Origin of the sequence: Sulfitobacter profundi, assembly GCF_042661425.1 — a bacterium.
In the GTDB taxonomy this organism is placed as follows: Bacteria; Pseudomonadota; Alphaproteobacteria; order Rhodobacterales; family Rhodobacteraceae; genus Sulfitobacter; species Sulfitobacter profundi.
On sequence record NZ_JBHSWA010000001.1, the window covers coordinates 103,333 to 127,040 of the forward strand.

Annotated in this window: 22 protein-coding genes, 2 tRNA genes, 6 pseudogenes and 1 riboswitch; of the genes and pseudogenes, 27 read left to right on the plus strand and 3 right to left on the minus strand. The window is 63.9% G+C overall.

The annotated features are described in order from the left end of the window. Nucleotides 1-11: 11 nt before the first annotated feature. Nucleotides 12-108, plus strand: a riboswitch (TPP riboswitch). 66 nt (nt 109-174) lie between these two features. From thiD to ACFQAU_RS00590, 10 genes and pseudogenes are all read left to right on the plus strand, one after another. After that, nucleotides 175-977: pseudogene (thiD, locus tag ACFQAU_RS00545) on the plus strand (bifunctional hydroxymethylpyrimidine kinase/phosphomethylpyrimidine kinase). Next, nucleotides 970-1,950 (plus strand): FAD-dependent oxidoreductase, encoded by a 981-nt coding sequence (locus tag ACFQAU_RS00550; protein ID WP_132443648.1) that lies wholly within the window; start codon nt 970-972, stop codon nt 1,948-1,950. Before thiD ends, ACFQAU_RS00550 begins: the two are co-directional and overlap by 8 nt. A 52-nt stretch (nt 1,951-2,002) precedes the next feature. Next, a pseudogene (locus tag ACFQAU_RS00555) lies at nt 2,003-2,071 on the plus strand (sulfur carrier protein ThiS); the annotation flags it as partial. A gap of 67 nt (nt 2,072-2,138) precedes the next feature. Beyond that, nucleotides 2,139-2,900, plus strand: a complete 762-nt coding sequence (locus ACFQAU_RS00560) for a thiazole synthase (protein ID WP_132443650.1) — start codon at nt 2,139-2,141, stop codon at nt 2,898-2,900. After that, nucleotides 2,897-3,493 carry a thiamine phosphate synthase gene (locus tag ACFQAU_RS00565; protein ID WP_132443651.1) on the plus strand — a complete coding sequence of 199 codons (597 nt, stop codon included), beginning with the start codon at nt 2,897-2,899 and terminating at the stop codon, nt 3,491-3,493. Before ACFQAU_RS00560 ends, ACFQAU_RS00565 begins: the two co-directional genes overlap by 4 nt. Continuing rightward, nucleotides 3,490-4,491 (plus strand): HesA/MoeB/ThiF family protein, encoded by a 1,002-nt coding sequence (locus ACFQAU_RS00570; RefSeq protein WP_386279799.1) that lies wholly within the window; start codon nt 3,490-3,492, stop codon nt 4,489-4,491. Before ACFQAU_RS00565 ends, ACFQAU_RS00570 begins: the two co-directional genes overlap by 4 nt. After that, a pseudogene (locus tag ACFQAU_RS00575) lies at nt 4,488-5,434 on the plus strand (ABC transporter substrate-binding protein). The gene ACFQAU_RS00570 and the pseudogene ACFQAU_RS00575 overlap by 4 nt, the downstream one beginning before the upstream one ends. Further along, nucleotides 5,431-6,114, plus strand: coding sequence for a TenA family protein (locus tag ACFQAU_RS00580; protein WP_132443654.1), 684 nt, complete (start codon nt 5,431-5,433; stop codon nt 6,112-6,114). Before ACFQAU_RS00575 ends, ACFQAU_RS00580 begins: the two are co-directional and overlap by 4 nt. A gap of 49 nt (nt 6,115-6,163) precedes the next feature. Then, nucleotides 6,164-6,847, plus strand: a complete 684-nt coding sequence (locus tag ACFQAU_RS00585) for an ABC transporter ATP-binding protein (protein ID WP_386279804.1) — start codon at nt 6,164-6,166, stop codon at nt 6,845-6,847. After that, nucleotides 6,847-7,598: pseudogene (locus tag ACFQAU_RS00590) on the plus strand (ABC transporter permease). The gene ACFQAU_RS00585 and the pseudogene ACFQAU_RS00590 overlap by 1 nt, the downstream one beginning before the upstream one ends. Nucleotides 7,599-7,620: 22 nt before the next feature. Here the strand turns inward: ACFQAU_RS00590 and ACFQAU_RS00595 are convergent. Next, nucleotides 7,621-7,710: transfer RNA gene (locus ACFQAU_RS00595), tRNA-Ser, on the minus strand. A gap of 168 nt (nt 7,711-7,878) precedes the next feature. On the opposite strand from ACFQAU_RS00595, the gene ACFQAU_RS00600 reads away from it, so the two are divergent. From ACFQAU_RS00600 to ACFQAU_RS00630, 7 genes and pseudogenes are all read left to right on the plus strand, one after another. Continuing rightward, on the plus strand, nt 7,879-8,886 hold the full coding sequence (locus tag ACFQAU_RS00600; RefSeq protein WP_132443657.1) for an SPOR domain-containing protein: 1,008 nt from the start codon (nt 7,879-7,881) through the stop codon (nt 8,884-8,886). A gap of 22 nt (nt 8,887-8,908) precedes the next feature. Then, nucleotides 8,909-10,098, plus strand: a pseudogene (locus tag ACFQAU_RS00605) (D-alanyl-D-alanine carboxypeptidase family protein). Next, complete coding sequence (tmk, locus tag ACFQAU_RS00610) at nt 10,095-10,739, plus strand: dTMP kinase (protein ID WP_132443659.1); 645 nt, start codon at nt 10,095-10,097, stop codon at nt 10,737-10,739. The pseudogene ACFQAU_RS00605 and the gene tmk overlap by 4 nt, the downstream one beginning before the upstream one ends. Before the next feature lie 31 nt (nt 10,740-10,770). Continuing rightward, complete coding sequence (locus ACFQAU_RS00615; protein WP_386279810.1) at nt 10,771-11,898, plus strand: DNA polymerase III subunit delta'; 1,128 nt, start codon at nt 10,771-10,773, stop codon at nt 11,896-11,898. Between the two features lie 13 nt (nt 11,899-11,911). Beyond that, nucleotides 11,912-12,718, plus strand: coding sequence for a TatD family hydrolase (locus ACFQAU_RS00620; protein ID WP_132443661.1), 807 nt, complete (start codon nt 11,912-11,914; stop codon nt 12,716-12,718). Then, nucleotides 12,718-13,527 (plus strand): MBL fold metallo-hydrolase, encoded by an 810-nt coding sequence (locus tag ACFQAU_RS00625; protein ID WP_132443662.1) that lies wholly within the window; start codon nt 12,718-12,720, stop codon nt 13,525-13,527. The genes ACFQAU_RS00620 and ACFQAU_RS00625 overlap by 1 nt, the downstream gene beginning before the upstream one ends. Nucleotides 13,528-13,590: 63 nt before the next feature. Further along, nucleotides 13,591-14,520, plus strand: a complete 930-nt coding sequence (locus ACFQAU_RS00630) for an AEC family transporter (RefSeq protein WP_067939491.1) — start codon at nt 13,591-13,593, stop codon at nt 14,518-14,520. Between the two features lie 50 nt (nt 14,521-14,570). On the opposite strand, the gene ACFQAU_RS00635 is transcribed toward ACFQAU_RS00630, so the two are convergent. Continuing rightward, nucleotides 14,571-14,654: transfer RNA gene (locus tag ACFQAU_RS00635), tRNA-Leu, on the minus strand. Nucleotides 14,655-14,788: 134 nt separating this feature from the next. Between ACFQAU_RS00635 and ACFQAU_RS00640 the strand changes: the two genes are divergently transcribed. Further along, nucleotides 14,789-15,310 carry a Hint domain-containing protein gene (locus ACFQAU_RS00640; RefSeq protein WP_067625769.1) on the plus strand — a complete coding sequence of 174 codons (522 nt, stop codon included), beginning with the start codon at nt 14,789-14,791 and terminating at the stop codon, nt 15,308-15,310. Between the two features lie 115 nt (nt 15,311-15,425). Here the strand turns inward: ACFQAU_RS00640 and ACFQAU_RS00645 are convergent. Continuing rightward, nucleotides 15,426-16,159 (minus strand): annotated as a pseudogene (locus tag ACFQAU_RS00645) (NAD(P)H-hydrate dehydratase). A 211-nt stretch (nt 16,160-16,370) separates the two neighbouring features. Here ACFQAU_RS00645 and ACFQAU_RS00650 point away from each other — a divergent pair. The 9 genes from ACFQAU_RS00650 (at nt 16,371) to ACFQAU_RS00690 (ending at nt 23,699) form a co-directional block, all read left to right on the plus strand. Next, a complete protein-coding gene (locus ACFQAU_RS00650) occupies nt 16,371-16,709 on the plus strand; it encodes a P-II family nitrogen regulator (RefSeq protein ID WP_067266338.1) in 339 nt (112 codons plus the stop codon). 49 nt (nt 16,710-16,758) lie between these two features. Then, nucleotides 16,759-18,165 carry a type I glutamate--ammonia ligase gene (gene glnA / locus ACFQAU_RS00655; protein WP_132443664.1) on the plus strand — a complete coding sequence of 469 codons (1,407 nt, stop codon included), beginning with the start codon at nt 16,759-16,761 and terminating at the stop codon, nt 18,163-18,165. 135 nt (nt 18,166-18,300) lie between these two features. Next, entirely contained in the window at nt 18,301-18,891 is a 591-nt protein-coding gene (locus ACFQAU_RS00660) for an exopolysaccharide biosynthesis protein (protein WP_120350784.1), read from the plus strand. 83 nt (nt 18,892-18,974) lie between these two features. Further along, nucleotides 18,975-19,220 carry a hypothetical protein gene (locus ACFQAU_RS00665; protein ID WP_132443665.1) on the plus strand — a complete coding sequence of 82 codons (246 nt, stop codon included), beginning with the start codon at nt 18,975-18,977 and terminating at the stop codon, nt 19,218-19,220. Nucleotides 19,221-19,316: 96 nt separating this feature from the next. Further along, a complete protein-coding gene (locus tag ACFQAU_RS00670) occupies nt 19,317-20,117 on the plus strand; it encodes a lytic murein transglycosylase (RefSeq protein WP_067625783.1) in 801 nt (266 codons plus the stop codon). A gap of 283 nt (nt 20,118-20,400) precedes the next feature. Next, nucleotides 20,401-21,018 (plus strand): hypothetical protein, encoded by a 618-nt coding sequence (locus ACFQAU_RS00675; protein ID WP_120350782.1) that lies wholly within the window; start codon nt 20,401-20,403, stop codon nt 21,016-21,018. Then, the gene (locus tag ACFQAU_RS00680; protein ID WP_120350781.1) at nt 21,015-21,413 is read left to right on the plus strand and encodes a phage holin family protein; all 399 of its coding nucleotides are present in this window, start codon (nt 21,015-21,017) and stop codon (nt 21,411-21,413) included. Before ACFQAU_RS00675 ends, ACFQAU_RS00680 begins: the two co-directional genes overlap by 4 nt. Beyond that, nucleotides 21,403-22,674, plus strand: a complete 1,272-nt coding sequence (locus tag ACFQAU_RS00685) for a DUF3618 domain-containing protein (protein WP_132443666.1) — start codon at nt 21,403-21,405, stop codon at nt 22,672-22,674. Before ACFQAU_RS00680 ends, ACFQAU_RS00685 begins: the two co-directional genes overlap by 11 nt. A 77-nt stretch (nt 22,675-22,751) precedes the next feature. Further along, a complete protein-coding gene (locus tag ACFQAU_RS00690; RefSeq protein WP_067623518.1) occupies nt 22,752-23,699 on the plus strand; it encodes a YihY/virulence factor BrkB family protein in 948 nt (315 codons plus the stop codon). Nucleotides 23,700-23,708: the final 9 nt, after the last annotated feature.

The following is a 23,708-nucleotide window of genomic DNA, read 5'->3' on the forward strand; positions in this document are numbered from 1 at the left end:
GCTAGCCTGCCCGCAATCCGTTGGGGTGCCGCAAGGCTGAGAGGTGAAAACCGACCCATCGAACCTGATCCGGGTCGTACCGGCGTAGGGAACGGAACCAAGCATCGGCCCCACGCGGCCCGTCGTTTATCCCGTATCCACACGCCCTTGGCCCATCTAACACATGGGGGCCAAATGGCTTTTCAAGCACTGACGATTGCGGGGTCCGACAGCGGCGGCGGGGCGGGGATTCAGGCCGATCTGAAGACCTTCAGCGCGCTTGGCGTCTATGGGGCCAGCGTGCTCACCGCCGTGACGGCGCAGAACACACGCGCGGTGACCGGGGTTGAGATGATCTCTCCCGCGATGATCCGGGCGCAGATGGCGGCGGTCTTTGACGATCTGGCGATCGGTGCGGTGAAAATCGGCATGTTGGGCGATCCTGAAACGATCACTGCCGTGGCCGAGGGGCTGGCGGGCTGCGCCGCGCCTGTGGTGCTCGACCCGGTGATGGTGGCAAAATCCGGCGATGCGCTGCTCTCTGCCGAGGCGGTGGCGACACTGCGCGACCGGATGCTGCCCTTGGCCCATGTACTAACGCCAAACCTGCCCGAGGCCGCACGGCTGCTGGACAGGCCGGAAGCCACCAATGAGGCCACCATGCTGGAACAGGGCCGCGCCCTGCTCTCTGCCGGTCCCGGCGCGGTGCTGATGAAGGGCGGGCATGGCAAGGGGAGACCTGCGTCGATCTGCTGATCACCGCGGCTGAAACCCTGCGCCTTTCCGCGCCCCGCCAGCACACCGCCAACACCCACGGCACCGGCTGCACCCTTTCCGCCGCCATCGCCGCGGGGCTGGCGCGGGGGCAAACGTTGCCGCAGGCCGTGCAGGCTGCGCATGCCTATCTGCAACGCGCCATTGCCGCGGCGGATGCGCTGAACATTGGGCATGGCCACGGCCCGGTGCATCATTTCCACGCGGTTTGGCCCCATGAGTGACGTCACCATCATCGGCGCAGGCGTTGCGGGGCTTTGGGCCGCGCGGGCCTGTCTGGCGCAGGGGCTGCGGCCCCGGTTGGTCGACCGCAAAGGCACGCCCGGGCCGCATGGCTGTTCATGGTGGGCGGGCGGGATGCTCGCCCCCTTCTGCGAAGGCGCGCTGAGCGAGCCTGCGGTGGTGACCAACGGGCGGCGTGCCGCGGCGCTCTGGTCTGAGATCACCGAGGTCACCCATAGGGGCACGCTGGTCCTCGCCCCGGAACGGGACCGCGCTGAAATCCAGCGGTTCGCCGACCGGACCGACGGCCACACCCCTTGCGACGCCGAGGCCATCGCGGCGGTCGAGCACGAGCTTACCGGGCGTCATCGGCGCGGGCTGTTCTTTGAGGAGGAAGCGCACCTGAACCCGCGCCAAGCCCTGCATGATCTTACCCAAACGCTCGCCGCCCATGGGGTGAAGGTCGAGCCCACGCCCCTCACCCCATCCAAGGTCGCAGGCCCGGTGATCGACTGCCGTGGCATGGCCGCCAGCGCCGACCTACCCGGCCTGCGGGCGGTGCGCGGCGAGATGATCTTGCTGCGCGCGCCTGAGATCACCCTCACCCGCCCGATCCGCCTGCTGCACCCGCGCCACCCGCTCTATGTGGTGCCGCGCGGGAACGGAATTTATATGCTGGGCGCGACCCAGATCGAAAGCGCCAGTCGCGCCCAAATGACCGCGCGCTCGGCGCTGGAACTGCTCTCGGCGGCCTATGCGCTCGACCCGCGCTTTGCCGAAGGCGAGATCATTGAGATGGGCGCCGACCTGCGCCCCGCCTTTGCCGACAACCTTCCCGGCATCGTGCAACGCGGCGCAGTGCTGCATCTTAACGGATTGTTTCGGCACGGGTTTCTCATGGCACCGGCCTTGGCAGAACAGGCCGCAGCCTTTCTTGCAACAGCGACAACAGGGGATTTATTCCGTGAAAATTGAAGTGAACGGCGAAGCGCGTGAGGTCACTGCCACGCGGCTTAACGCGGTCTTGGTGGAGCTTGGCTGGGGCGAAGCCAAGGTCGCCACCGCACTCAACGGCAATTTCGTCCCCGCAGGCGCGCGGGGCGCGACGACGCTGAGCGATGGCGACCAGCTCGAAGTGCTCAGCGCCATGCAGGGGCTAAGCGATGCGCGACTTTTACGGCATTTCGCTGCCCCTGCCGCTGATGCTGGGCACCGCGCGCTATCCCTCGCCCGCGGTGATGGAGGCCGCCTTTCGCCAAAGTGCCGCCCCGGTGGCAACCGTTTCCCTGCGCCGCGAACAGGGTGCGGGTCAGGCGTTTTGGGATATGGTGCGCGGGCTCGGCGTGCATCTGCTGCCCAACACTGCCGGTTGCCATTCGGCGCGGGAGGCGATCACCACGGCACAGATGGCGCGGGAGTATTTCGGGACCAATTGGATTAAGCTGGAAGTTATCGGCCATGCCGACACCCTGCAGCCTGACCCCTTCGGCTTGGTTGAGGCCGCCGAGGCGCTTTGCGCCGATGGGTTCGAGGTTTTTCCCTACACCACCGAGGATCAGGTGCTGGCCGGGCGGCTGGTCGATGCGGGTTGCCGGGTGCTGATGCCTTGGGGCGCGCCGATTGGGTCAGGGCTGGGGCTGAACAACCTGCACGGGCTGCGCAGCCTGCGGGCCGCATTTCCGGAGGTGGCCATGGTGATCGATGCGGGCCTTGGCCTGCCCAGCCATGCCGCACAGGCGCTTGAGATGGGGTTCGACGCGGTGCTCCTCAACACCGCCGTCGCCGAAGCCCGCAACCCCGCCGCCATGGCCGAGGCCTTTGCGCTGGCCTGCCGCGCGGGCGCGCTTGCCGCCGCCTCCGGCCCGATGGGCCAGCGCGATATGGCGATGCCCTCCACCCCCGTGATCGGAAAGGCTTGGCTATGACCCTGCCGCGTTTTTATCCCGTTTTTGACAGTGCTGCATGGGTTGCGCGGGCGGTGCCCTTGGGCGTCAAGCTGGTGCAGTTGCGCATCAAAGACGCGCCGCATGACCTGCTGCGGACCGAGATCACCACCGCGCTTGACCTTTGCCGCCAATACGGCGCGCAGTTGGTGGTGAATGACCATTGGGAACTGGCCATTGAACTGGGGGCCGACTGGCTGCATCTGGGTCAAGAGGATCTGGACACAGCCGACATCCCCGCGATCCGGCGCGCGGGAGTGAAACTGGGCCTCTCCACCCACGACCACGCCGAACTTGACCGCGCGCTGGCCCTCTCCCCCGATTACATCGCCCTTGGTCCGGTCTATCCGACCATTCTGAAAAAGATGAAATGGACCGAACAGGGCCTCGATCGGCTGACCGAATGGAAGGCGCGGATCGGTGACATCCCGCTTTGCGCTATTGGCGGCATGTCGGTCGCCCGTGCGCCGGGGGCCTTTGCCGCCGGGGCCGACACGGTGGCGGCGGTCACGGATATCACACTGAACGCCGACCCCGACGCGCGGATGCGCGAATGGCTCAAGGTGACGGCATGAGCCGCTACGCCCGCCAGACCATTCTGCCGCAGGTCGGTGCCGAGGGGCAGGAACGGCTTGCTGCCGCGCGTATGCTCGTTGTCGGTGCCGGGGCACTGGCGGTGCCGGTGCTGCAATACCTCGTCGGGGCCGGTGTGGGGCGCATCACGCTGGTCGATGGCGATGTGGTGGCCGAGAGTAACCTGCACCGCCAACCGCTCTACCAAATGGGCGATATCGGCAGGCCCAAGGTCACCGCCGCGGCAGAGGCGATGGCGGCGCTGAACCCGGAGGTGACGCTCACCCCGCGTGCCGAATGGCTTACCCCCGCCAACGCCCCCGGATTGCTGGCGGAGTGCGATATTGCCCTCGACTGCGCGGACACTTTCGCCGCCAGCCTGACGCTTTCGGATCTGTCTTTGGCGCAAGGCAAGCCGCTGATCTCGGCTTCGGCGCTTGGGATGTCGGGCTATGTTGGCGGCTTTTGTGGGCCTGCCCCCTCTCTCCGCGCGGTTTTCCCAGATTTGCCGCAGACGGCGGCCACCTGTGCCACGGCGGGCGTTTTGGGCCCCGTGGTGGGAGTAATCGGCGCGGCGCAAGCGCAGATGGCGCTGTCGGTGCTGCTGGGGCTGTCGCCTTCTCCGCTCGGGCAGCTGATGATCTGGGACGCCGCACAATGGCGGATGTCGGGCTTTCGCTTTGACAGCGCTCCCGAACCTGCGTCGCCCGTAAATTTCATCGCCGAGAGCCAGATCGCCCCGCGCGATATGGTTATCGACCTGCGCGCCGAAGCGCCCGCGCCCTTCTCAGCCCAAGCGCGCCATGTCCCCCCGAGGCGCTGCCGGACCTGCCGCTGCCCCCACACACACCGCGCATCGTGCTCGCCTGCCGCACCGGCCTGCGCGCGCATCACGCGGCCAACACCCTCCGCGCCCGCTGGCCGGGAGAAATCGCCCTGCTGGCCCTGCCCGGTGCCTGACCCTTTCTTGAACAAAACCACAAAATGGAGCCTTTCGTGAAACACATCCTTACTCCCCTCGCCCTGACATTGATCGCCGCCCCGGCCTTGGCCCAAGACAAGATGACAGTCATGCTGGATTGGTTCATCAACCCCGACCACGGGCCGATCATTCTGGCCGAGGAAAAGGGCTATTTCACCGAAGCGGGGCTGGAGGTTGAACTGATCTCTCCCGCTGACCCGAACGATCCGCCGCGCATGGTGGCGGCAGGCCGGGTCGATCTGGCGGTCTCCTACCAGCCGGAACTGCATCTCGCCCAGCGCGAGGGGTTGGACCTGCGCCGCGTGGGCACCTTGGTCGAGACCCCGCTGACCTGCCTCGTGGTGCGCGCCGACGGGCCGGTCAAAGAGATGGCCGACCTCAAGGGCCGGAAAGTGGGTTTCGCCGTGGCAGGCGTGCAAGAGATGCTGCTGGACGCGATGCTGAGCCACCATGGCGTGGCCCCCTCTGAGGTTGAGCAGATCAATATCGGCTGGTCGATCTCGCCCGCGCTCATGTCGGGTCAGGTCGACGGCGTAATCGGCGCGTTCCGCAATTTCGAGCTGAACCAGATGCAGATCGAAGGCCATGAGGGCCGTTGCTTTTATCCCGAGGCCGAAGGCGTGCCCGCCTATGACGAGCTGATCTATGTCGCCCATGCCGAGGATATGGACCGCAAGATGATCGCGCGCTTCCTGCGTGCCACCGAACGTGCCGCGGCCGATATCGTCAACGATCCGGCTGCCAGCGGTGAGACCTTTTTGCCTCCGATGCCGAGTTGCGCAACGAGCTGAACACCCGCGCATGGGAAGACACATGGCCGCGTTTCGCCACCCGCCCCGCCGCCGTGGATCATGGGCGCTACGACCGGTTCGAGGCTTTCATGCAGGAAAGCGGTGTGGTCGAGACCGTGATCCCCGCCGCTGATCTGGTGGTCGATGTCACCGCGCAGGCCAAGCCATGACGGCACCCGACTACGGCGATGCCTTTGCCGCATGGCGCAGCGGCGCCGGAGAGGCGTGGCGGGACTACACCCGCCATGCCTTTGTCGAAGAGCTGCGCGCGGGGACGCTGCCACAGGCCAGCTATCTGCACTATCTAGGGCAGGACTATGTCTTTCTGATCCATTTCGCCCGCGCATGGGCGCTGGCCGCAGCCAAGGCGGAAACGCTGGATGAGATGGCCGCAGCCAGTGCCACGGTTCATGCGCTTGTTCATGTAGAGATGCCACTGCATGTGGAAACCTGTGCCCGCCAAGGCATCGACCGCGCCACGCTTGAGGCCACGGCAGAGGCACCGGGCAACCTCGCCTATACACGCTATGTTTTAGAGGCGGGCTATTCCGGTGATTTCCTTGATCTGATGGCCGCACTTGCGCCCTGTGTGTTGGGCTATGGTGAGATTGGGTTGAGCCTTCGGGGCAATGATGGCCCCTATGCCGATTGGTGCGCCGTCTATGGCGGCGAAGATTACCAAGCGCTTTGCCGGGATGTTGGTGCTTTGATCGACGGCGCATTGCGGCGGCGTCTGAGCGCGGAATGGAAAACACTGCCGCGCGCCAAAACCCTGCAAGAGCGTTTCAATACCGCGACCCGGCTTGAGGTTGGTTTCTGGGGCATGGCGCTTGCGCCCGCCGCACCATGACAGCGCCTGCAATTCATCTGTCAGGCGCGCTGCAGGGGCCGCTGCCCCCTTGATCGACAGGTTCGATGTCACCCTCAGGGCGGGGCAATGGAACGTGCTGCTCGGCCCGTCCGGTGTTGGAAAAACGTCGCTGTTGCGACTTCTGGCGGGCCTGCCCTCTGCCGCCCGTCTAAACGGGCGCATCGCAGCCGATGACGATCGGCCCCTCGCGCCCCGCGTCGCGATGATGGCGCAGGATGATCAGTTGCTGCCATGGGCGAGCGCCATGGAAAATGTCACCATCCCCGCCCGCCTGCGTGGAGAGCGCGCGGTTCCTGACCGCGCCACTGCGCTTTTGGCCGAAGTGGGCCTCGCCGCCGAAGGGGGCCGCAAACCCGCCGAGCTTTCCGCCGGTCAGCGCCAGCGCGTCGCCCTTGCGCGTACCCTCTACGAAGATCGCCCCGTTGTCCTGCTGGATGAACCCTTCTCTGCCCTCGACGTGGTGACCCGCCTTAAAATGCAAGACTTGGCGGCGCGGCTGCTTTGCGGGCGGACTGTCGTGCTGATTACCCATGACCCTGCCGAAGCCCTACGGCTGGCCGATCATGCGTGGGTCGTGAGCCGCCAAGGGATCACCCCCTGCAGCCTGCCCGAAGCGCGTCCACCGCGCGAGATCGACGCGCCTGAGACCCTCGCAGCCCAAGCCGATCTCCTCCGCCGGATGGGGCTGGCCGCACCCGCGCAGGTCGCTTGATGGCGCATGTGGGGCATAGACTATGGCGCGGCGCGGTATGCTTTGCGCTTGCTCTGGCGATTTGGCAGCTTGTGGTCACCCTCAGCGGGGTGCCGCGTTTCATCCTGCCGGGGCCATGGCTTGTCGTGCAGGCGCTGGGCGTGAATGCCGCGCTGCTGTGGCAGAATGCGCTGTGGTCGGCGGGCAATCTGGCACTTGGGTTGGGCGTGGGGATTTTTTGGGCATTGAGACGGCGCTGCTGCTGACCCTTTCGCGCCGCGCGCGCTGGTTGCTGCGCCCGATGCTGGTGGTGGCACAAGCCGTGCCTGTCTTCGCGCTCGCCCCGGTCATCACCCTCTGGCTTGGTTACGGCATGCCGTCCAAGATCGTCACCATCGCGCTTGTCACCTATTTCCCCATCGCCTCTGCTCTCTTCGACCGGCTGATGGCGCTGCCTGCGGGCCTGAGCGATCTATCGCGTCTCTCCGGCGCCAACCGTTGGCGCGAAACGCTGCTGCTGCGCCTGCCCCATGCGGTGCCCGGCCTGATCTCGGGCCTGCGTCTCGCGGTGGTCTACGGCCCCCTTGCCGTGCTGATCGGCGAATGGGTCGGATCCTCCCGCGGCTTGGGGCATCTGATGCTGATGGCCAATGGCCGCGGCCAAACCGCTCTGATGTTCGCGGCGTTGATCGTGCTGGCGGCGCTGTCTTTGCTGCTGTGGACCGCGGTCGAAGCACTGGCCCGCTGGGCGGCACGGCGGTTTTATCTGTAAGGGGCTGCGATCTGGGGTATGGTGGCGGAGGAGGTGGGATTCGAACCCACGGTACGCTCTCACGCACGCCGGTTTTCAAGACCGGTGCATTCGACCACTCTGCCACTCCTCCGCAGCACGCTCCTCCTAGTGCGCCCAGATTGATTCGGCAAATGCACATTTTCGCGGCCAGACGCCCGCTGCCCCTTGGGGAAATTCGCCGATCTGCCCTGCGCGGTCTTTTCAAGGGCCGCTCGGTCGGGTTACTCTGCGCCAAAGCCCCTTTCAGGGGGCGAAGGGCGTGCCGATCCAACGGCGCGACATTCTCGCGGGACATGGGTCGCGGCGCGCGACGACAGCAGGCAAGGACATCGAAGGCATGAGCAGGGACAATCAACCGTTGCGCATCAAGAAAAGCCGCGCAGCGGGCTTGGGCGTGGGCATTTTGGCGCTTGGTTTGCTGGCTGGCTGTGAAGGCGGCGATTTCAAACTTCCCTTCGGCGCGAATGAGGGTGCCAGCGCCCCGCGCAGCACCTCAACCAAACTGGTCGAGCGCGATGTCGAAGCGCCTGAAGTGTTCTCGGCCACGGATGAGGGTCTGTGGGACGGACGCCCTTCGCTTGGCGGGGTCTGGGTCGCGCATCCAGATGTGACCGAGCCTGAGCGCGTGATCGTGCGCAATGAGGCGAACGGCAAATTCGTGATCGGCGCGCTGTTTCGCCGTGAGCGGGAACTGCCCGGCCCGAAATTGCAGATTTCCTCGGACGCTGCCGCAGCACTTGGCATTCTGGCGGGCGCCCCGGCCCCGCTGAACGTGACCGCCCTGCGCCGCGAGGAAAGCGCCGCCTCTGAGGAGAGCTTTGAGGCGGAAAACACCGGCGATGCCGCTGGCACGCTTGCCGCCCCTGCCCCCGTGACGGCCACGGCATTGGAGCCCGCCGCGACCGCGTCGGCCAGTACGGCGGCCAGCACGGCGGCCAATTCAACGTCCACCGCCACAGCCAGCACCACCCCGGCGGCCAAACCGCCAGTCGCCGCGGCCCCGAAACCGGCGCGAACGGCGAGCGGTGCCAAACTGTCCAAACCCTTCGTGCAACTGGGCATCTTCAGCGTTGAGGCCAATGCCACCCGCACTGCCAAACAGATGCGCGGCGCGGGCATGGTGCCCACCGTCAAACAAAGCGCGATCAACAACAAACCCTTCTGGCGCGTGGTCATCGGCCCCGCCACCAGCCAATCCGAACTCGACGCCCTTCTTAAAAAGGTCAAGGCCGAGGGCTTTACCGACGCCTACGCCGTGTCGAACTGACAAACCGGAGGAAATGCTTCCTATGATCCGCCTTTTTGCTGCCGCCGTGGCGCTGGTGCTGACGCTCCAGCCTGCCGCCGCCTTCGATACCCGCGCCACTGCCGCCTATGTGCTGGACCAGACCACCGGCACCGTGCTGCTGGCCAAAAACGCGGATGAGCCGCTGCCGCCTGCGTCGATGTCCAAGCTGATGACGCTCTACATGGCCTTTGAGGCCGTGGAACGCGGCAAGCAGAACGGCGGGCTCGACCTTGTCGAAAAACTGCCCGTGTCCGAACATGCCATGTCCTATGGTGGCTCGACCATGTTTCTCGACACCACCGACCGCGTCTCTGTCGAAGACCTGATCCGGGGCATCATCGTGCTCTCGGGCAACGACGCCTCCGCCGTGATCGCAGAGGCGCTGAGCCCCGATGGCACGGAATACGGCTTTGCCCGGCTGATGACACAGCGAGCGCAGCAGATGGGGATGACCAATTCCACTTTCGCCAACTCCAACGGCTGGCCGCAGGCGGGGCATCTGATGTCGGTGCGCGACCTTGGGTTGCTGGCCAACCGGATCATCTCGGACTACCCGCAGTTCTACCCGCTCTTTGCCGAACGTGAGTTTGCCTTTGATGGCCGTGCGCCGCAGAACAAGACCAACCGCAACCCGCTTTTGGGTCTCGGCATCGGCGCGGACGGTCTGAAAACGGGCCACACCAGCGAAGCGGGCTATGGTCTCGTCGGTTCGGCCAAACAGGGCGACCGCCGGGTGATCTTTGTGCTGTCGGGCCTCGACAGCGCCGCTGCCCGCGCGCAGGAGGCTGAATCGGTGGTCAACTGGGCCTTCCGTCAGTTCACGCAGCGCAATCTGGGCGCGGCGGGCAGCCGCATCGCCGAGGCGCCTGTTGCCCTTGGCACGACCCAATCGGTCGGGCTTGAGCTGAAGGACGATCTGTCGATGCTGGTGCCCGTCACCGGCGGGGATGAGATCGAAGCCGAGGTGATCTATACTGGCCCGTTCCAAGCGCCGATCAGCAAGGGCGACGAATTGGGCGAACTGGTGGTCGACCGGGGCGAATTGCCCGCCATGCGCGTGCCGCTGGTGGCCTCCGCCTCCATCGCGCCGGGGGGTTCATGGTTAAAATGACCGCCGCCGCGCTGCATCTGATGAACCGCCTTAACGCGGGGCCGCAGGCGACCCCTGACGTGGAAGCGGAAGCTTCGTGACCAGCGTAGAGAAGGCCCGCGCGCCGGGCCTCTTCGTGACGTTCGAAGGCATCGACGGGTCCGGCAAATCCACCCAAGCGCGGCTTTTGGCAGACCATCTGACAGCGCAGGGCCATGACGTCGTGCTGACCCGCGAACCGGGCGGCAGCCCGGGGGCCGAAGAAATCCGCGCGCTGGTGTTGCAGGGCGATCCCGATCGCTGGTCGGCTCAGACCGAAATCCTGCTTTTTACCGCCGCCCGCCGCGACCATCTGGAGCGGACCATTCGCCCCGCCCTGGAGGCAGGAAAGATCGTCATCTGCGACCGTTTTGCTGACAGCACGCGGATGTATCAGGGCCTCTCGCGCGGTGATCTGCGGCAGATGGTGGACGATCTGCATGCGCTGATGATCGGGGTCGAGCCTGACCTGACCCTGTTGATCGACATGGACCCGGCCAATGGGCTGGAGCGTGCCCTCTCGCGCCAGACGGCGGAGGAGCGGTTTGAGGATTTCGGCGTGGAACTCCAAGCGAAGATGCGGGCCGGTTTTCTGAGCCTTGCCGAAGAATTCAGCGACCGTTTCCAAGTGATCGACGGGGGCCGCGATATTGACAGCGTTGCGCGTGATGTGACCACGACCGTGACCGCCCATTTGGGGTGATCGCCCTGCCCGCTTCCCTCTGCGGCGAAACATGCTAGACCGAGGCCATGACAGACGACGCCCCCAGCCAGACCGTGTGGAAGGTGCCCGCCACCCGCGCGACACGCCGAAACTGATCGGCCAAAGCGCAGCCGAGGCCGCCTTTCTCGACGCGTTTAACAGCGGAAAATTGCACCACGCCTGGATGCTGACCGGCCCACGCGGCGTCGGCAAAGCGACGCTGGCATGGCGCATCGCGCGGTTCCTTTTGGCCACGCCCGACCCCGATGGCGGCATGTTCGACCTGCCCCCGGCTGACACGCTTGAGATCGACCCCGAGCATCCTGTCGCCCGCCGTGTGGCCGCCGGGGCCGAAGCGGGGCTGAAATCCGTCACCCGCACGCTGAACCCCGACACCAAGAAAATGCGCAAGCAGATCGTCGTCGATGACATCCGCGCGCTAAACGGGTTCTTCCAGATGTCCGCCGCCGACGGGGGCCGCCGCGTGGTCATCATCGACGACGCGGATGAGATGAACCCCAACGCCGCCAATGCCTTGCTCAAGATGCTGGAAGAACCGCCAGAACGGGCCATCCTGCTGCTGCTGAGCCATCAACCCTCCAGCCTGTTGCCCACCATTCGCTCGCGTTGCCGTACGCTGCGGCTTGGCACGCTCGACGCGGACCAGATGGCCGAGGCGTTGGCCGGCTCGGGGGTGGAGGTCGAGGGCGACCCCGGAGCGCTGGCCGAGCTTTCCGGTGGGTCGGTCGGCGGCGCGCTGCGCCTGTCGCTGATGGGCGGGGTCAAAACCTATGCCGATCTTGTGGGGCTGATCTCTTCGCTGCCGCAACTCGACCGGGGCCGCGCCATCAAGCTGGCCGAAGCCGCAGCACAGCGCGGGGCCGAAGCCAAGCTCGACCTGCTTTTTATCCTGCTCGACCTGCTGTTGGTCCGTCTGGCACGCACCGGGGCCACTGGTGCGCCGCCTGCGCGAGCCGCCTGCCCCGATGAGATCGCCGTGCTGCAACGTCTCTCGCCCAGTCCCGCACAGGGCCGCGCTTGGGCCGATGCCGCGCAACAGATATCCGACCGCGCCCGCCATGGACTGGCGGTGAACCTTGACCCTGCCGCGCTGGTCCTAGATACCCTGCGGCAGATAGGCCAGACGGCGCCGCGATAGCCGAAAGGACAGCATGACCGACACGCCCCACATCACCGACAGCCATTGCCACCTCGACTTCGAGAGCCTGCAAGAAGACCTGCCCGCCGTCATCGCCCGCGCCGCTGACGCAGGCGTCACGCGCATGGTCACCATCTGCACCCGGCTAAAGAATGAGCCCGCCGTGCGCGCCATTGCCGAGGCGCATGATCCGGTGTTCTACGCCGCGGGCACCCACCCGATGTCCGCCGCCGAAGAGCCGCTCGCCTCGGTCGATGAGTTGCTCGCCCTGACCCGCCACCCCAAGATGGTCGGCATCGGTGAGACCGGCCTTGATTACCACTACACCGCCGAGAGTGCGGAGGTGCAAAAGACCTCCCTGCGCATCCATATCGCCGCGGCGCGGGAAAGTGGCCTGCCGTTGATCATCCACGCCCGCGATGCGGATGACGACATGGCCCGCATCCTGCGCGAGGAACATGCGCAAGGTGCCTATTCCTGTGTCATGCATTGCTTCTCCTCCTCGGCTGAACTGGCCCGCGCGGCGCTGGACCTGGGGTTTTACCTGTCGATGTCCGGCATCACCGCCTTTCCCAAGTCGCAAGATCTGCGCGATATCTTCAGCCAAGCCCCGCTAGACCGTATCTTGGTGGAAACTGACGCGCCCTACCTCGCGCCGCCCCCGCATCGGGGCAAGCCGAATGAGCCCGCCTTCACCGCCCATACCGCCCGCCGCGCGGCAGAGACCTTTGGCCTCGACTTCGCCGATTTCGCGGCCCGCACGCAGGCGAATTTCGAGCGGCTCTTTGCGAAAGCCGCCGCTTGGGAGCCCGCGCGCTGATGGCTGAGCTGCGGGTGACCATATTGGGCAGCGGCTCTTCCGGGGGCGTGCCGCGGATCGGCGGCCACTGGGGGGACTGCGACCCGAATGAGCCCAAAAACGCCCGCCGCCGCTGCTCGATCCTTGTGGAGCGGGTGACGGATGCGGGCACAACCACCGTTCTGATCGACACCTCCCCCGACATGCGCAGCCAACTTCTCGACGCGGGCGTCGGACGGCTTGATGCGGTGATCTACACCCATGCCCATGCGGACCACGTGCACGGGCTGGATGACCTGCGCATGGTGGTGATGAACATGCGCGCCCGCCTGCCGGTCTGGGCCGATGCGCCCACGCGGGACGCGCTGATCGAGCGCTTTGGCTATGCTTTCGTGCAGCCCGAATGGTCCAGCTATCCGCCCATCCTCGACATGCATGACATCACCGGCGAAGTCCGCATCGACGGCCCCGGCGGCACGCTCGAATTCGCGCCCTTTACCGTGACCCACGGCAATATCGACGCGCTTGGCTTTCGCTTTGACGATATCGTCTATTTGCCCGATGTCTCGGCCATTCCCGAGGACTGCTGGCCGATGATGGACAACCTGCGCTGCTGGATCGTCGATGCGCTGCGCCGTGACCCGCATCCAACCCATAGCCATTTGGCACAGACGTTGGAGTGGATCGCCCGCGTGGCCCCACAAACCGCCGTTCTGACCAATATGCACAACGATCTTGATTACCACACCGTCGCCGCAGAGACGCCGGATCATATTCAACCGGCCTATGACGGGCTGACCCTTCATTTCCCCCTTCCTCATTCAGACTAGGCGGCGCCGGGCGCAGGCCAGAGGGTCGGCGCCCCCGGCGAGCCCCCAAAAGGCCCCTTTTAAGTGCAAACTCTTTTAGACGTTATTCTGCCGGTCTTTCTGGTCATCGGCTTTGGTTACGTGGCAGTCTGGCGCGGGCTGTTCCCCGTCTCTGGCATCGACGGGGTGATGAAATTCACCCAAAATTTCGCCATCCCCTGCCTGTTGTTCCAAGCCATTGCCCGCATTGATCTTTCCAGCAGCTATGACCCGCGTCTTCTGAGCAGTTTCTACGGCGGAGCGGCGCTGTGCTTTGCGCTTGGCATCCTCGGCGCGCGGGTGCTCTTTCGCCGCGATTGGGAGGACAGTGTGGCGATCGGGTTTTGTTGCCTGTTTTCGAACTCGATCCTCTTGGGCCTACCGATCACCGAACGCGCCTATGGGCCAGAGGCGCTGGCCGGGAACTATGCGATCCTGTCGTTCCACGCGCCCTTTTGCTATGGCTTGGGCATCACGGTGATGGAGTTCGTGCGCAACCGCGGGCAATCGGGCCTGTCGCTGTTGCGCAACGTCAGCCGCGCGATGTTCCGCAACGCGCTGGTGATCGCGATCCTTGGGGGATTTGCCGTCAACCTCAGCGGCTTGCCGATCCCCGGCGTGGTGGATGACGCGCTGTCGCTCATTGTCCGCGCCGCTCTGCCTGCCGCCCTCTTTGCGCTTGGCGGGGTGCTGCTGCAATACAAGCCCGAAGGCGACATGAAAGCGATCCTCATGGTCTGCGCCATCGCCCTCTTGGTACATCCCGCGCTGGTCTGGAGCTTTGGCACCATGTTTGACCTGCCGCAGGCGGGATTTCGGTCCGGCGTGCTGACGGCGGCCATGGCACCGGGGTTCAACGCCTATATATTCGCCAATATGTACGGCCGCGCGCGCCGTGTCGCGGCAAGCTCGGTGCTGATCGCGACGGGCAGTTCGATCTTGACGGTATGGCTTTGGTTGACGGTTCTGGGTTGAACGAAAGCGTCCGCGAAAAGCCTGAAATATCCGTCATTTAAGAGGGGAAGTGGTGCGGGTGAAGGGACTCGAACCCCCACGCCATAGGCGCCAGAACCTAAATCTGGTGCGTCTACCAATTCCGCCACACCCGCACTGCACCAACCGGTGCCCGCGCTGATTAGCAAACCCGCGCGGCAGATGCGAGAGCAAAAAAGCACAAGACATTAACCAGATGTTTGCATATGGTTGGTGATACCTGAGGCAGGTACAATAGAAAGAGACGCCCATGAAACCGAATACGGTCGGGTGCGTAGGCGACAACGATCGCCGTGGGGGGCAGTTTTCCCCATTTGCTGCGCTGGACACCGGTCTTGTGCAGGGCGCCCTTATTCTGACGCTGGACGGTGAAATCCCGGTTGAGTTCCTCTCGGTCGGGGATCGGGTCATCACGCGCGACAGTGGCTTTGCCAAAATCCTCCATATTCAACGCACGACCCGCAAGGTGCGGCGCATCGCGCTGGCGGCAGGATCGCTGGGCCACACGCGGCCCGAACGCGATGTGCAGCTCGCCGGAGATCAGATGCTGCTGGTGCGCGATTGGCGCGCGCGGGCGCTTTTCAACTCCGAACGCGCCTTGGTCGCAGCGCGCGCATTGGTCGACGAGGAATTCATCACCGATCTGGGTGAGGAAGAGACGACGTTGATCCAGATTTTCTGCAACGGCCCGCATATCATCTATGCCGATGGGCTGGAGCTTGGCACCGCCGATGCCGCCCGCGCCCGCGGCGCGGTGCTGCACGCCGCTTAGACCCCCAAGTCGCGCAACACCTGTGGCATCAGGTCCGGCAGGTCCTCAGCGATCAGCCCCGGCCCGTGCAGCAACGCCGCCTCCGCATGCATCCATGTGGCGAGGGTGGCCGCCTCTACCGGTGCGCCCCCCGCGCGAGCAGGCCGGTAATAAGCCCCGCCAACACATCGCCCGCCCCCGCAGTGGCCAACCACGGTGTCGCGCGGTCTTGGGTCGCACGGTGACGCCGCAGGTCCCCCTCAGGCGTGGCGATGATCGTCTCGGGCCCTTTCAGCAAGATCACGCACCCAAATCGCGTGGCTGCATCCCGGGCGGCTTGCGCTTTTGCGCCCTGCCCCTCAGCCTTGGCGGCCTCCGCCAAATCGGGGGCCAGCCGGGCGAACTCTCCCATATGGGGGTTAAAACGCAGCCGGGGTGAAGGGCGGCGCGCAGATCGGCGTCTTGCGACAGCAGGGTGATCGCATCGGCGTCCAGAACAACTTGGGGCGCGGCAAGGGCGGCCTTGACCATGTCCGCCGCACGCGCCCCCAATCCCAAGGCGGGACCAAGACAAAGCGCGTTGATCCGGCTGTCTTTCAACGCCTCCGACAACGCCGCGCCATCCGGCACCCTTTGCAGCATGATCGCCGTGACCTGCATCGCCGTTTCAAGCTGCGCCGCTGGCGGCACGCCCAATGTCACAGCCCCGGCGCCGATCCTCAGTGCCGCGCGCGCCGCCATCCGTGCGGCACCGGTCTGGCCCGGCCCGCCGGACAGGATCAGCGCATGGCCGTGGTCGTATTTATGCCCCGGCTGCTTGCGCAACAGTGCAACATCAAGGCTCTCGCGGGTGATCTCGGAAATGGTCATGCAATGGGATCTAGCAACTGCCGCCCAAAGGTACAGCCTGAGACCGATTCACGAATGCTTATTTTTTAGGCGAGGTGCGCAAATTCTCAGCGCCCCTTGGCAAATGCATCCGCCGCGCCATGTTACCCCCTGCCCGGCGCTGGACGTTACGCGGGCAGGATGCTCTGTCGAAACCAGAGCATAAATGCGCGGGAATTGTCAGGGGAATACCATGAAAAAGATCGAAGCCATCATCAAGCCGTTCAAACTCGACGAAGTCAAAGAAGCCCTTCAAGATGTGGGCGTTCAAGGCCTCAGCGTGATTGAAGTAAAAGGCTTCGGCCGTCAAAAAGGCCACACCGAACTCTACCGTGGTGCGGAATATGTTGTAGATTTCCTTCCCAAAGTGAAGGTGGAAGTGGTATTGGATGACGATCAGGTCGATGCCGCTATTGAGGCCATCGTCGACGCCGCCAAAACGGAGAAAATCGGTGACGGCAAAATCTTCGTTTCCCCTGTAGAACAAACAATTCGCATCCGTACCGGTGAATCCGGTTCAGACGCACTTTGACATCGGCCTTCGGGCCCAGACTACGAATAGACCATAAAGGACCTACACGATGGATACCCAGGAATTCCTGAGCAAAATCAAAGATGAAGGCATCGAATATGTCGACATCCGCTTCACTGACACCCGCGGCGCCTTGCAGCACGTTACCATCGTAAGCGATCTGGTCGACGAAGATTTCCTCGAAGAAGGCTTCATGTTCGACGGCTCGTCCATCGCAGGTTGGAAAAGCATCGAAGCCTCCGACATGAAGCTGATGCCCGACGTCAGCACCGCCTATGTCGATCCCTTCTATGCAGAAACCACGATCTGTCTGCATTGCTCCATCGCCGAGCCCGACACCGGCGAAAGCTATGAGCGTGACCCCCGCGGCACCGCCGAAAAAGCCGAAGCCTATCTGCGCTCCTCCGGCATCGGCGACAATGCCTACTTTGGCCCCGAGGCCGAGTTCTTCCTTTTCGACAACGTCAAGTTCTCGAACAAGATCAACAAGGTATCTTACGAAGTTGACGCATCCGACGGCTCGTGGAACTCCGACACCGATTATGAAATGGGCAACATGGGCCACCGCCCGGGCCTCAAGGGCGGCTACTTCCCGGTGAACCCGGTGGACGAAGCCCAAGACCTGCGCGCCGAGATGCTTTCGACGATGAAGCGCCTTGGCATGAAGGTCGACAAGCACCACCACGAAGTTGCGTCCTGCCAGCACGAACTGGGTCTCATCTTTGGTGAGTTGACCGAACAGGCGGACGAAATCCAGAAATACAAATACGTGGTTCACAACGTGGCTCATGCCTATGGCAAGTCGGCCACCTTCATGCCCAAGCCGATCTTTGGCGACAACGGCTCTGGTATGCACGTGAACATGTCGATCTGGAAAGACGGCAAGCCGCTGTTTGCAGGTGACAAATACGCCGACCTCAGCCAAGAAGCGCTGTGGTTCATCGGCGGCATTCTGACCCACGCCAAATCGCTCAACGCCTTCACCAACCCGACGACCAACAGCTACAAGCGTCTGATCCCGGGTTTTGAAGCCCCCGTTCTGCGCGCCTATTCCGCGCGTAACCGGTCGGGCTGCGTGCGTATCCCATGGACCGAAAGCCCCAAAGCCAAGCGCGTTGAGGCCCGTTTCCCCGATCCGGCGGCGAACCCCTATTTGGCCTTCTCGGCCCTCTTGATGGCTGGCCTTGACGGCATCAAGAACAAGATCGATCCGGGCGAGGCGATGGACAAGAACCTCTATGACCTGCCCGCAGAAGAGCTGGCGGACATCCCGACAGTGGCCGGTTCGCTGCGCGAAGCGCTGGACGAACTGTCCAAGGACATGGACTACCTGCTGGCCGGTGACGTGTTCACCCGCGACCAGATCGAAGGCTATATCGGGCTGAAGATGGAAGAGGTTCTGAAATTCGAACAGACCCCACACCCCGTCGAATTCGGCATGTACTACAGCTGCTGATCCATCCCCGCCCTACCGGGCGATTGGAGAAATTAGAAAGGGCGCGGTTCATTCCGCGCCCTTTTGCATGCCCCCCGGAACAGAGCCTCCCGTGCCGCGTTGGCTTGGCAGAGCAGCGAGAGAGGGGTGCGGATCATGGCCGAGGATTCAACGGCGCTGACGGATGTTGTTGACGAGCTGAAAGACGCCTCCCAGGGGAAAGACACCGTTGAAGTCGGCCAATTGATCGACGCGCTAGACCAACGGGGCTACGGCCCTGCCCTTGCTGTCATTCCGCTGATGGAGCTTACCCCCTTGGGCGGCATTCCCGGTTTCCCAACCGTTCTGGCGCTGTTGGTCGGCATCCTCGCGTTGCGGCTGCTGCTGGGCTATGAGCATTTTTGGGCCCCGAACTGGCTGCGCGAACGATCTCTGAAATCCGAAAAGGTGTTAAAGTCGGTTGAGTGGCTGCGGCCCGTGTCAGAATGGATCGACGACAAGTTGCATGCCCGGCTGTCCCGCTTTGCAGGCCCCACCGGTCAAAAGGTCGCCTGTGTCGTCATCCTTTGCCTTTGCTTCTCCGTCCCGCCGCTTGAGGTGGTGCCCTTTGCCACCTCGGCACCGATGATCGTGATCTCGATCTTCGGGCTGGCGCTGCTCTATCGTGACGGCCTGCTGATGTTGCTGGCCTTCATCGGGGCGGGCATTGCGGGACTTGCCGGCGCGTCCTATTTTCTAGGCGGCTGACCGCAACCCGCCCCACCATCGCCATAAAAGGGCCACAGGACCTAAGCAATCTTTAACGAGACCCTGCAAAGGAAGCAGATAAGATGGCGACTTCTAAGATGGCGACTTCCACGACGACCTTCAACGAGCGGCTGACCCGCATTGAACAGCGCGCAAAACGCGCGGAAGGCAAGCACCGCCGCGCCAAACGCAGCCGAAAAGGGCTGATGTTTCTGGTGACCCTCGGTTTGCTGTTCGGCGGGGCGAGTTTTGCCCAAGATAGTGCCCCGCAGGTCCATGCCTGGGCAGGCACTGCAATCGAATATGTCCGCGCGCTGCTGCCGCGCTGAGGGTCAAAGATTTTACCTTTCCTTCACCAACTGAGTTGAACCGTTGTCCAGACGGGCTAACCTCTGATCGGCACACAGACGCAGAGGGTCAAACTCATGTTCAAATCACTTTTCACCACCACCGCGGCCATCTGCACCTTTATGGCCGCGCCCGCATTGGCAGCCCAATGCGGCAATACGGCCAATGGCTTTGAGGCCTGGAAAGGCGCTTTCGCCCAAGAGGCCCGCGCCGCCGGAGTAGGCCAGCGCGGACTGGATGCCTTGGCCAGCGCCCGCTACGCCAATGGGACCATCGCCGCTGACCGGAACCAGAAATCCTTTAAGTATTCCCTGTCCAAGTTCATGCAGGTGCGTGGCGCGGATACGATCGTGGCCCAAGGCCGCAAGCGTAAAGCCCGCAGTGCGGGGCTCTTTAACGCGCTTGAGCAGCGCTATGGCGTGCCCGCGGGGGTTTTGCTGGCGATTCACGGGATGGAAACAGGCTTTGGCGGTTTCATGGGCAATAGCGCGGTCGTCTCGGCGATCACGACGCTGGCCTATGATTGCCGCCGCTCCGACTTTTTCGTGCCCCACGCCATCGGTGCCCTAAAGCTGGTGGACCGCGGCGCGATCACGCCCAACACCCAAGGCGCGAAACACGGTGAGCTTGGCCACACCCAATTCCTGCCCGGCAACGCGCTGACCTATGGTGTTGATGGCAACGGTGACGGCCGCGTGGATTTCTATAACGAAGTCGACGCGCTGGCTTCGACCGCCAATTTCCTGCGCCAGAAAGGCTGGCAGCCGGGGGCTGGCTATCAGGAGGGGCAGCCGAACTTCCGCGTCATTCAGGCATGGAACGCGGCGGGCGTCTATCAAAAGGCCATCGCCATCATGGCCAGCCGCATCGACGGCTAAGAACCACTTAACCTTTGTTAAGCCGCGGCGCGTCCCCTTGGGGCGCGCCGCTTGCGTTTGTGGGCTCAGCGGGCCTCTGAGCCCGTTTAATTCCCACAGGCCAACGGGTTCCCTGCAATCTTTTGGTCTGACCGGGGAACCGCCCGCAGCGTCAGTCGTTGGACTGTAGATAAGATAATTGCTGCAGACGAATGGAGGGACCCATGCACGGAATTTTCTACCTCATCGGCCTGATCGTGGTCGTTCTCGCGATCCTGAATCTCGTATTTTAAAGGAGGTCACCATGCCCGACGACAAAAACACACAGACCCAAACCGCCGCCGCGAAAGAGCAGGCGACCGCTGCAAAAGACAAAGCCGCCGCTGCCGCCAGCAGTGCTGCCGAGAGCGCCAAGGCACAGGCCCGGGACGTGGCCGACACTGTATCTGCCGAAGCTACCAACTATGCCTACCAAGCGCGTGACACCGCCGCCGACGAAGTCAAAGGCGTCGCATCCGCACTGCGCACCGCAGCCGATGAGCTGCGCAGCGGCTCCCCGCAGGAGCGCAGCTTTAGCCAACTCGCCGATGGCCTTGCCGATGTCTCAGACACAATGCGCGACAAAGATCTGGGCGAGATGATGGGCGACCTCAATGGCTTTGCCAAGCGCAACCCGCTGGTCTTCCTTGGTGGCGCTGCCCTTCTGGGCTTTGTGGCGACCCGCTTTGCCAAAGCGTCCAGCGACCGGCCTCAGGGCGGCTATGGCGGCAGCGGCGTCGAATATGACGACGACGACCGCATCGACCGGCCCATGCCCGGTACGCCGCCCACAGGTGCCGCAAGCACCGTGCCCGGCCGCACCGCCGCACAGCCGACCCCGCAGCCTGCCGCGCCCAACGTCGTAACAGGAGAGAAAGCATGACCACCGAAAGCAATAAATCCGCCGGGAGCCTGCTGACCGAAGCACTCTCCCACGTCAGTTCCCTGATGCGCAAAGAGGTCGATCTGGCCCGCGCCGAAGTGAACGAGAACCTGAAACATGCGGGCGTGGCCATTGGGCTGATCGTCGGCGCCGTTGTCGTGGCCCTCACTGCACTGAATGTGCTGAGCGCCGCTCTCGTCGCCGCCCTGACCGAAGCTGGCATCGCCGCTGGCTGGTCCGCCGTGATCGTCGGCGTTCTTCTGGCCATCGTCGCCTACGTGATGGTCCAGAAAGGCACCAGTGATCTGAAACTCAGCAGCCTTGCGCCGACCCGCACCGCCAAAAACGTCAAGCGTGACGCAGCAACCATGAAGGAGGTCTACGATGACAAATGACTCCAGAAACCCCGAAGAAATTGAACGCGAAATCGAACGGGAGCGCGCCGGTCTGGCCGACACGCTGGACGATTTGCAAGACCGCTTCTCGGTCGAAGGCATCGCGCGTCAGTTTTCTGACCAGTTCCGCGAACATGGCGGCGACTGGGGTCGCTCCATCTCTGACGCGGCCAAGCGCAACCCAGTTGCTCTGGCGCTGACAGGTGCTGGTCTGGCGTGGATGATGTTCGGCAGCGGCAACAGCCGTGACCGCCGTGGCTACGAAGGGCTAAACCGCGACCGCGCACATCCCGTGCCGGTGCCGGTGACCAACACCGAAACCCGTCCCGCCGTGCGTGACGCACGCCGCTCCTCCGCCCCTGCAAGCGCCTATGCCTCCAGCTATGGCTCCGAGCGTGGCGCAGGTGACAATGTGCCCGCATGGGCCCGTGATGTGCATCATGATGACGATGATAGCCGTGGCTTGGGCGACCGTGCCCGCTCTGCCGCTGGTAGCGTAAAGGGGGCCGCAGGCTCCGCCGCGAGTGGTGTGTCCGGTGCCGCAGGCTCCGCCGCCGGTAGCGTCAAAGGCGCTGCAAGCTCGGCTGCTGGTCGTGCCCGCTCTGCCGGGTCGTCGGTTGCCAGCGGTGCCCGCTATGCCCGTGATCGCGCGTCTTATGGTGCAAGCTCTGCCGTAGACAGCATCCGCAGCACCGCCAGCGGCGCCGCCCATAGCGTGCGTGACAGCGCCAATGCCGCCAACGAGCGTGCCCATGTGCTGCGCGACCGTCTGTCGGAAGGCACCGAGAACATGACCGCCGAAGCGCGTGAGCGCATCGTGATGGCCCGTGCTCGTGCCGTCGATGCGTGGAATGCCGGTGGCCGCTATGCCCGTCAGGGCGGTGAGCGTGCCTCGGACATGTTCGAAGAGCATCCGATGGTCGCTGGTGCATTGGCTCTCGCAGTGGGTGCCGCCATCGGTGCCGCCCTGCCCCGCAGCCGCACCGAAGACGCCTATCTGGGCGAGCACAGCGATGCGCTCTTTAACGAAGCCGAGCGTATCTACGTGGAAGAGCGTGACAAGCTGAGCAAAGTAGCCAAGGCCGCCACGGATGAGGCAGGCAAAGTCTTGAAAGAGACGAAAGCCAACGCCGACGCCGCAGCCGACGAAGAGACCGCCGCCGACGCCGCCGTGAAAAAGGCCAAGGAAAGCGGTCAGCGCGTTGCAGATGCTGCCAAAAGCGAAGCCGACAAGCAAAAGCTCGGCGACGTGAAGAGCTAAGCGATACCATTGCCCGCTCCCGGCATCCGGGGGTGGGCTCCTTTTTACGACAATAATTGCAAGTCAGAGGTACGATTATGGCGCGCGGACGTGAAGCGGAAACGCCGATGGAGATACCGGCCCCCGGATGGAAAGACATCCTGTTTCGGGTCAAGGATGAAATCGCCGCCGATCACGTGTCGCTCGTTGCCGCCGGTGTTGCCTTTTATGCGCTGCTGGCGATTTTTCCCGCTGTCACCGCGCTGATGGCGCTGGCCGGGCTGGTGATGGAGCCTGCACAGGTCACCGCCCAGCTTGAAGCGCTGACAAACCTCATTCCCAAAGAAGCTGCAACCATCATTCTCGATCAGGCCGTTGCCGTGACCGGGTCGGAAGAGACGGGGCTCGGCTGGGCCTTTCTCATCGGTCTGGGTCTTGCGCTCTACTCTGCCTCCAAGGGCGTTGGCAGTCTGATGGAAGGTCTCAACGTGGCCTATGATGAGAATGAAACCCGTGGTTTCGTCACCAAATTGATCTGGACACTGGGCCTCACTGTGATGTTGATCGGTGTGCTGCTCTTGGGTCTTGCCGCGACACTGGCGGTGCCTGCGGTAGTCGCCTTCCTCGCCCTGCCGGATTGGGTTGAGACATTGCTTACCTATGGCAGTTGGGTATTGCTTGCCGCGCTCACAACGCTCGCGCTGGCCGTGCTTTACCGCTATGGCCCCGCCCGCGATGACGCAGAGTGGAAATGGCTCACCCCCGGCTCCGTCATTGCCTGCATCCTGTGGATCGTCGCCTCTGTCGGCTTTTCGATCTACGTCAGCAACTTCGGCAGCTATAACGAGAGTTTCGGCAGCATGGCCGGGGCGATCATCCTGCTGATGTGGCTGTGGATTTCGGCCTTCATCGTGCTCTTGGGGGCCGAGTTCAACTCCGAAATGGAAGCCCAGACCCGTAAGGACAGCACCACCGGTCCAGAAGAGCCGATGGGCCACCGCGACGCGGTCAAGGCCGACAGGCTGGGCCGCGCCAAGGGTAAATAGGAGGGGATC

Excerpts from the sequence above, each read along its gene's own strand:
- ACFQAU_RS00550 (WP_132443648.1), top strand. The coding sequence starts at position 970 with ATGAGTGACGTCACCATCATCGGCGCAGGCGTTGCGGGGCTTTGGGCC.
- ACFQAU_RS00560 (WP_132443650.1), top strand. The coding sequence starts at position 2,139 with ATGCGCGACTTTTACGGCATTTCGCTGCCCCTGCCGCTGATGCTGGGC.
- ACFQAU_RS00565 (WP_132443651.1), top strand. The coding sequence starts at position 2,897 with ATGACCCTGCCGCGTTTTTATCCCGTTTTTGACAGTGCTGCATGGGTT.
- ACFQAU_RS00570 (WP_386279799.1), top strand. The coding sequence starts at position 3,490 with ATGAGCCGCTACGCCCGCCAGACCATTCTGCCGCAGGTCGGTGCCGAG.
- ACFQAU_RS00580 (WP_132443654.1), top strand. The coding sequence starts at position 5,431 with ATGACGGCACCCGACTACGGCGATGCCTTTGCCGCATGGCGCAGCGGC.
- ACFQAU_RS00615 (WP_386279810.1), top strand. The coding sequence starts at position 10,771 with ATGCTAGACCGAGGCCATGACAGACGACGCCCCCAGCCAGACCGTGTG.
- ACFQAU_RS00620 (WP_132443661.1), top strand. The coding sequence starts at position 11,912 with ATGACCGACACGCCCCACATCACCGACAGCCATTGCCACCTCGACTTC.
- ACFQAU_RS00625 (WP_132443662.1), top strand. The coding sequence starts at position 12,718 with ATGGCTGAGCTGCGGGTGACCATATTGGGCAGCGGCTCTTCCGGGGGC.
- ACFQAU_RS00640 (WP_067625769.1), top strand. The coding sequence starts at position 14,789 with ATGAAACCGAATACGGTCGGGTGCGTAGGCGACAACGATCGCCGTGGG.
- ACFQAU_RS00650 (WP_067266338.1), top strand. The coding sequence starts at position 16,371 with ATGAAAAAGATCGAAGCCATCATCAAGCCGTTCAAACTCGACGAAGTC.
- glnA (WP_132443664.1), top strand. The coding sequence starts at position 16,759 with ATGGATACCCAGGAATTCCTGAGCAAAATCAAAGATGAAGGCATCGAA.
- ACFQAU_RS00660 (WP_120350784.1), top strand. The coding sequence starts at position 18,301 with ATGGCCGAGGATTCAACGGCGCTGACGGATGTTGTTGACGAGCTGAAA.
- ACFQAU_RS00665 (WP_132443665.1), top strand. The coding sequence starts at position 18,975 with ATGGCGACTTCTAAGATGGCGACTTCCACGACGACCTTCAACGAGCGG.
- ACFQAU_RS00670 (WP_067625783.1), top strand. The coding sequence starts at position 19,317 with ATGTTCAAATCACTTTTCACCACCACCGCGGCCATCTGCACCTTTATG.
- ACFQAU_RS00675 (WP_120350782.1), top strand. The coding sequence starts at position 20,401 with ATGCCCGACGACAAAAACACACAGACCCAAACCGCCGCCGCGAAAGAG.
- ACFQAU_RS00680 (WP_120350781.1), top strand. The coding sequence starts at position 21,015 with ATGACCACCGAAAGCAATAAATCCGCCGGGAGCCTGCTGACCGAAGCA.
- ACFQAU_RS00685 (WP_132443666.1), top strand. The coding sequence starts at position 21,403 with ATGACAAATGACTCCAGAAACCCCGAAGAAATTGAACGCGAAATCGAA.
- ACFQAU_RS00690 (WP_067623518.1), top strand. The coding sequence starts at position 22,752 with ATGGCGCGCGGACGTGAAGCGGAAACGCCGATGGAGATACCGGCCCCC.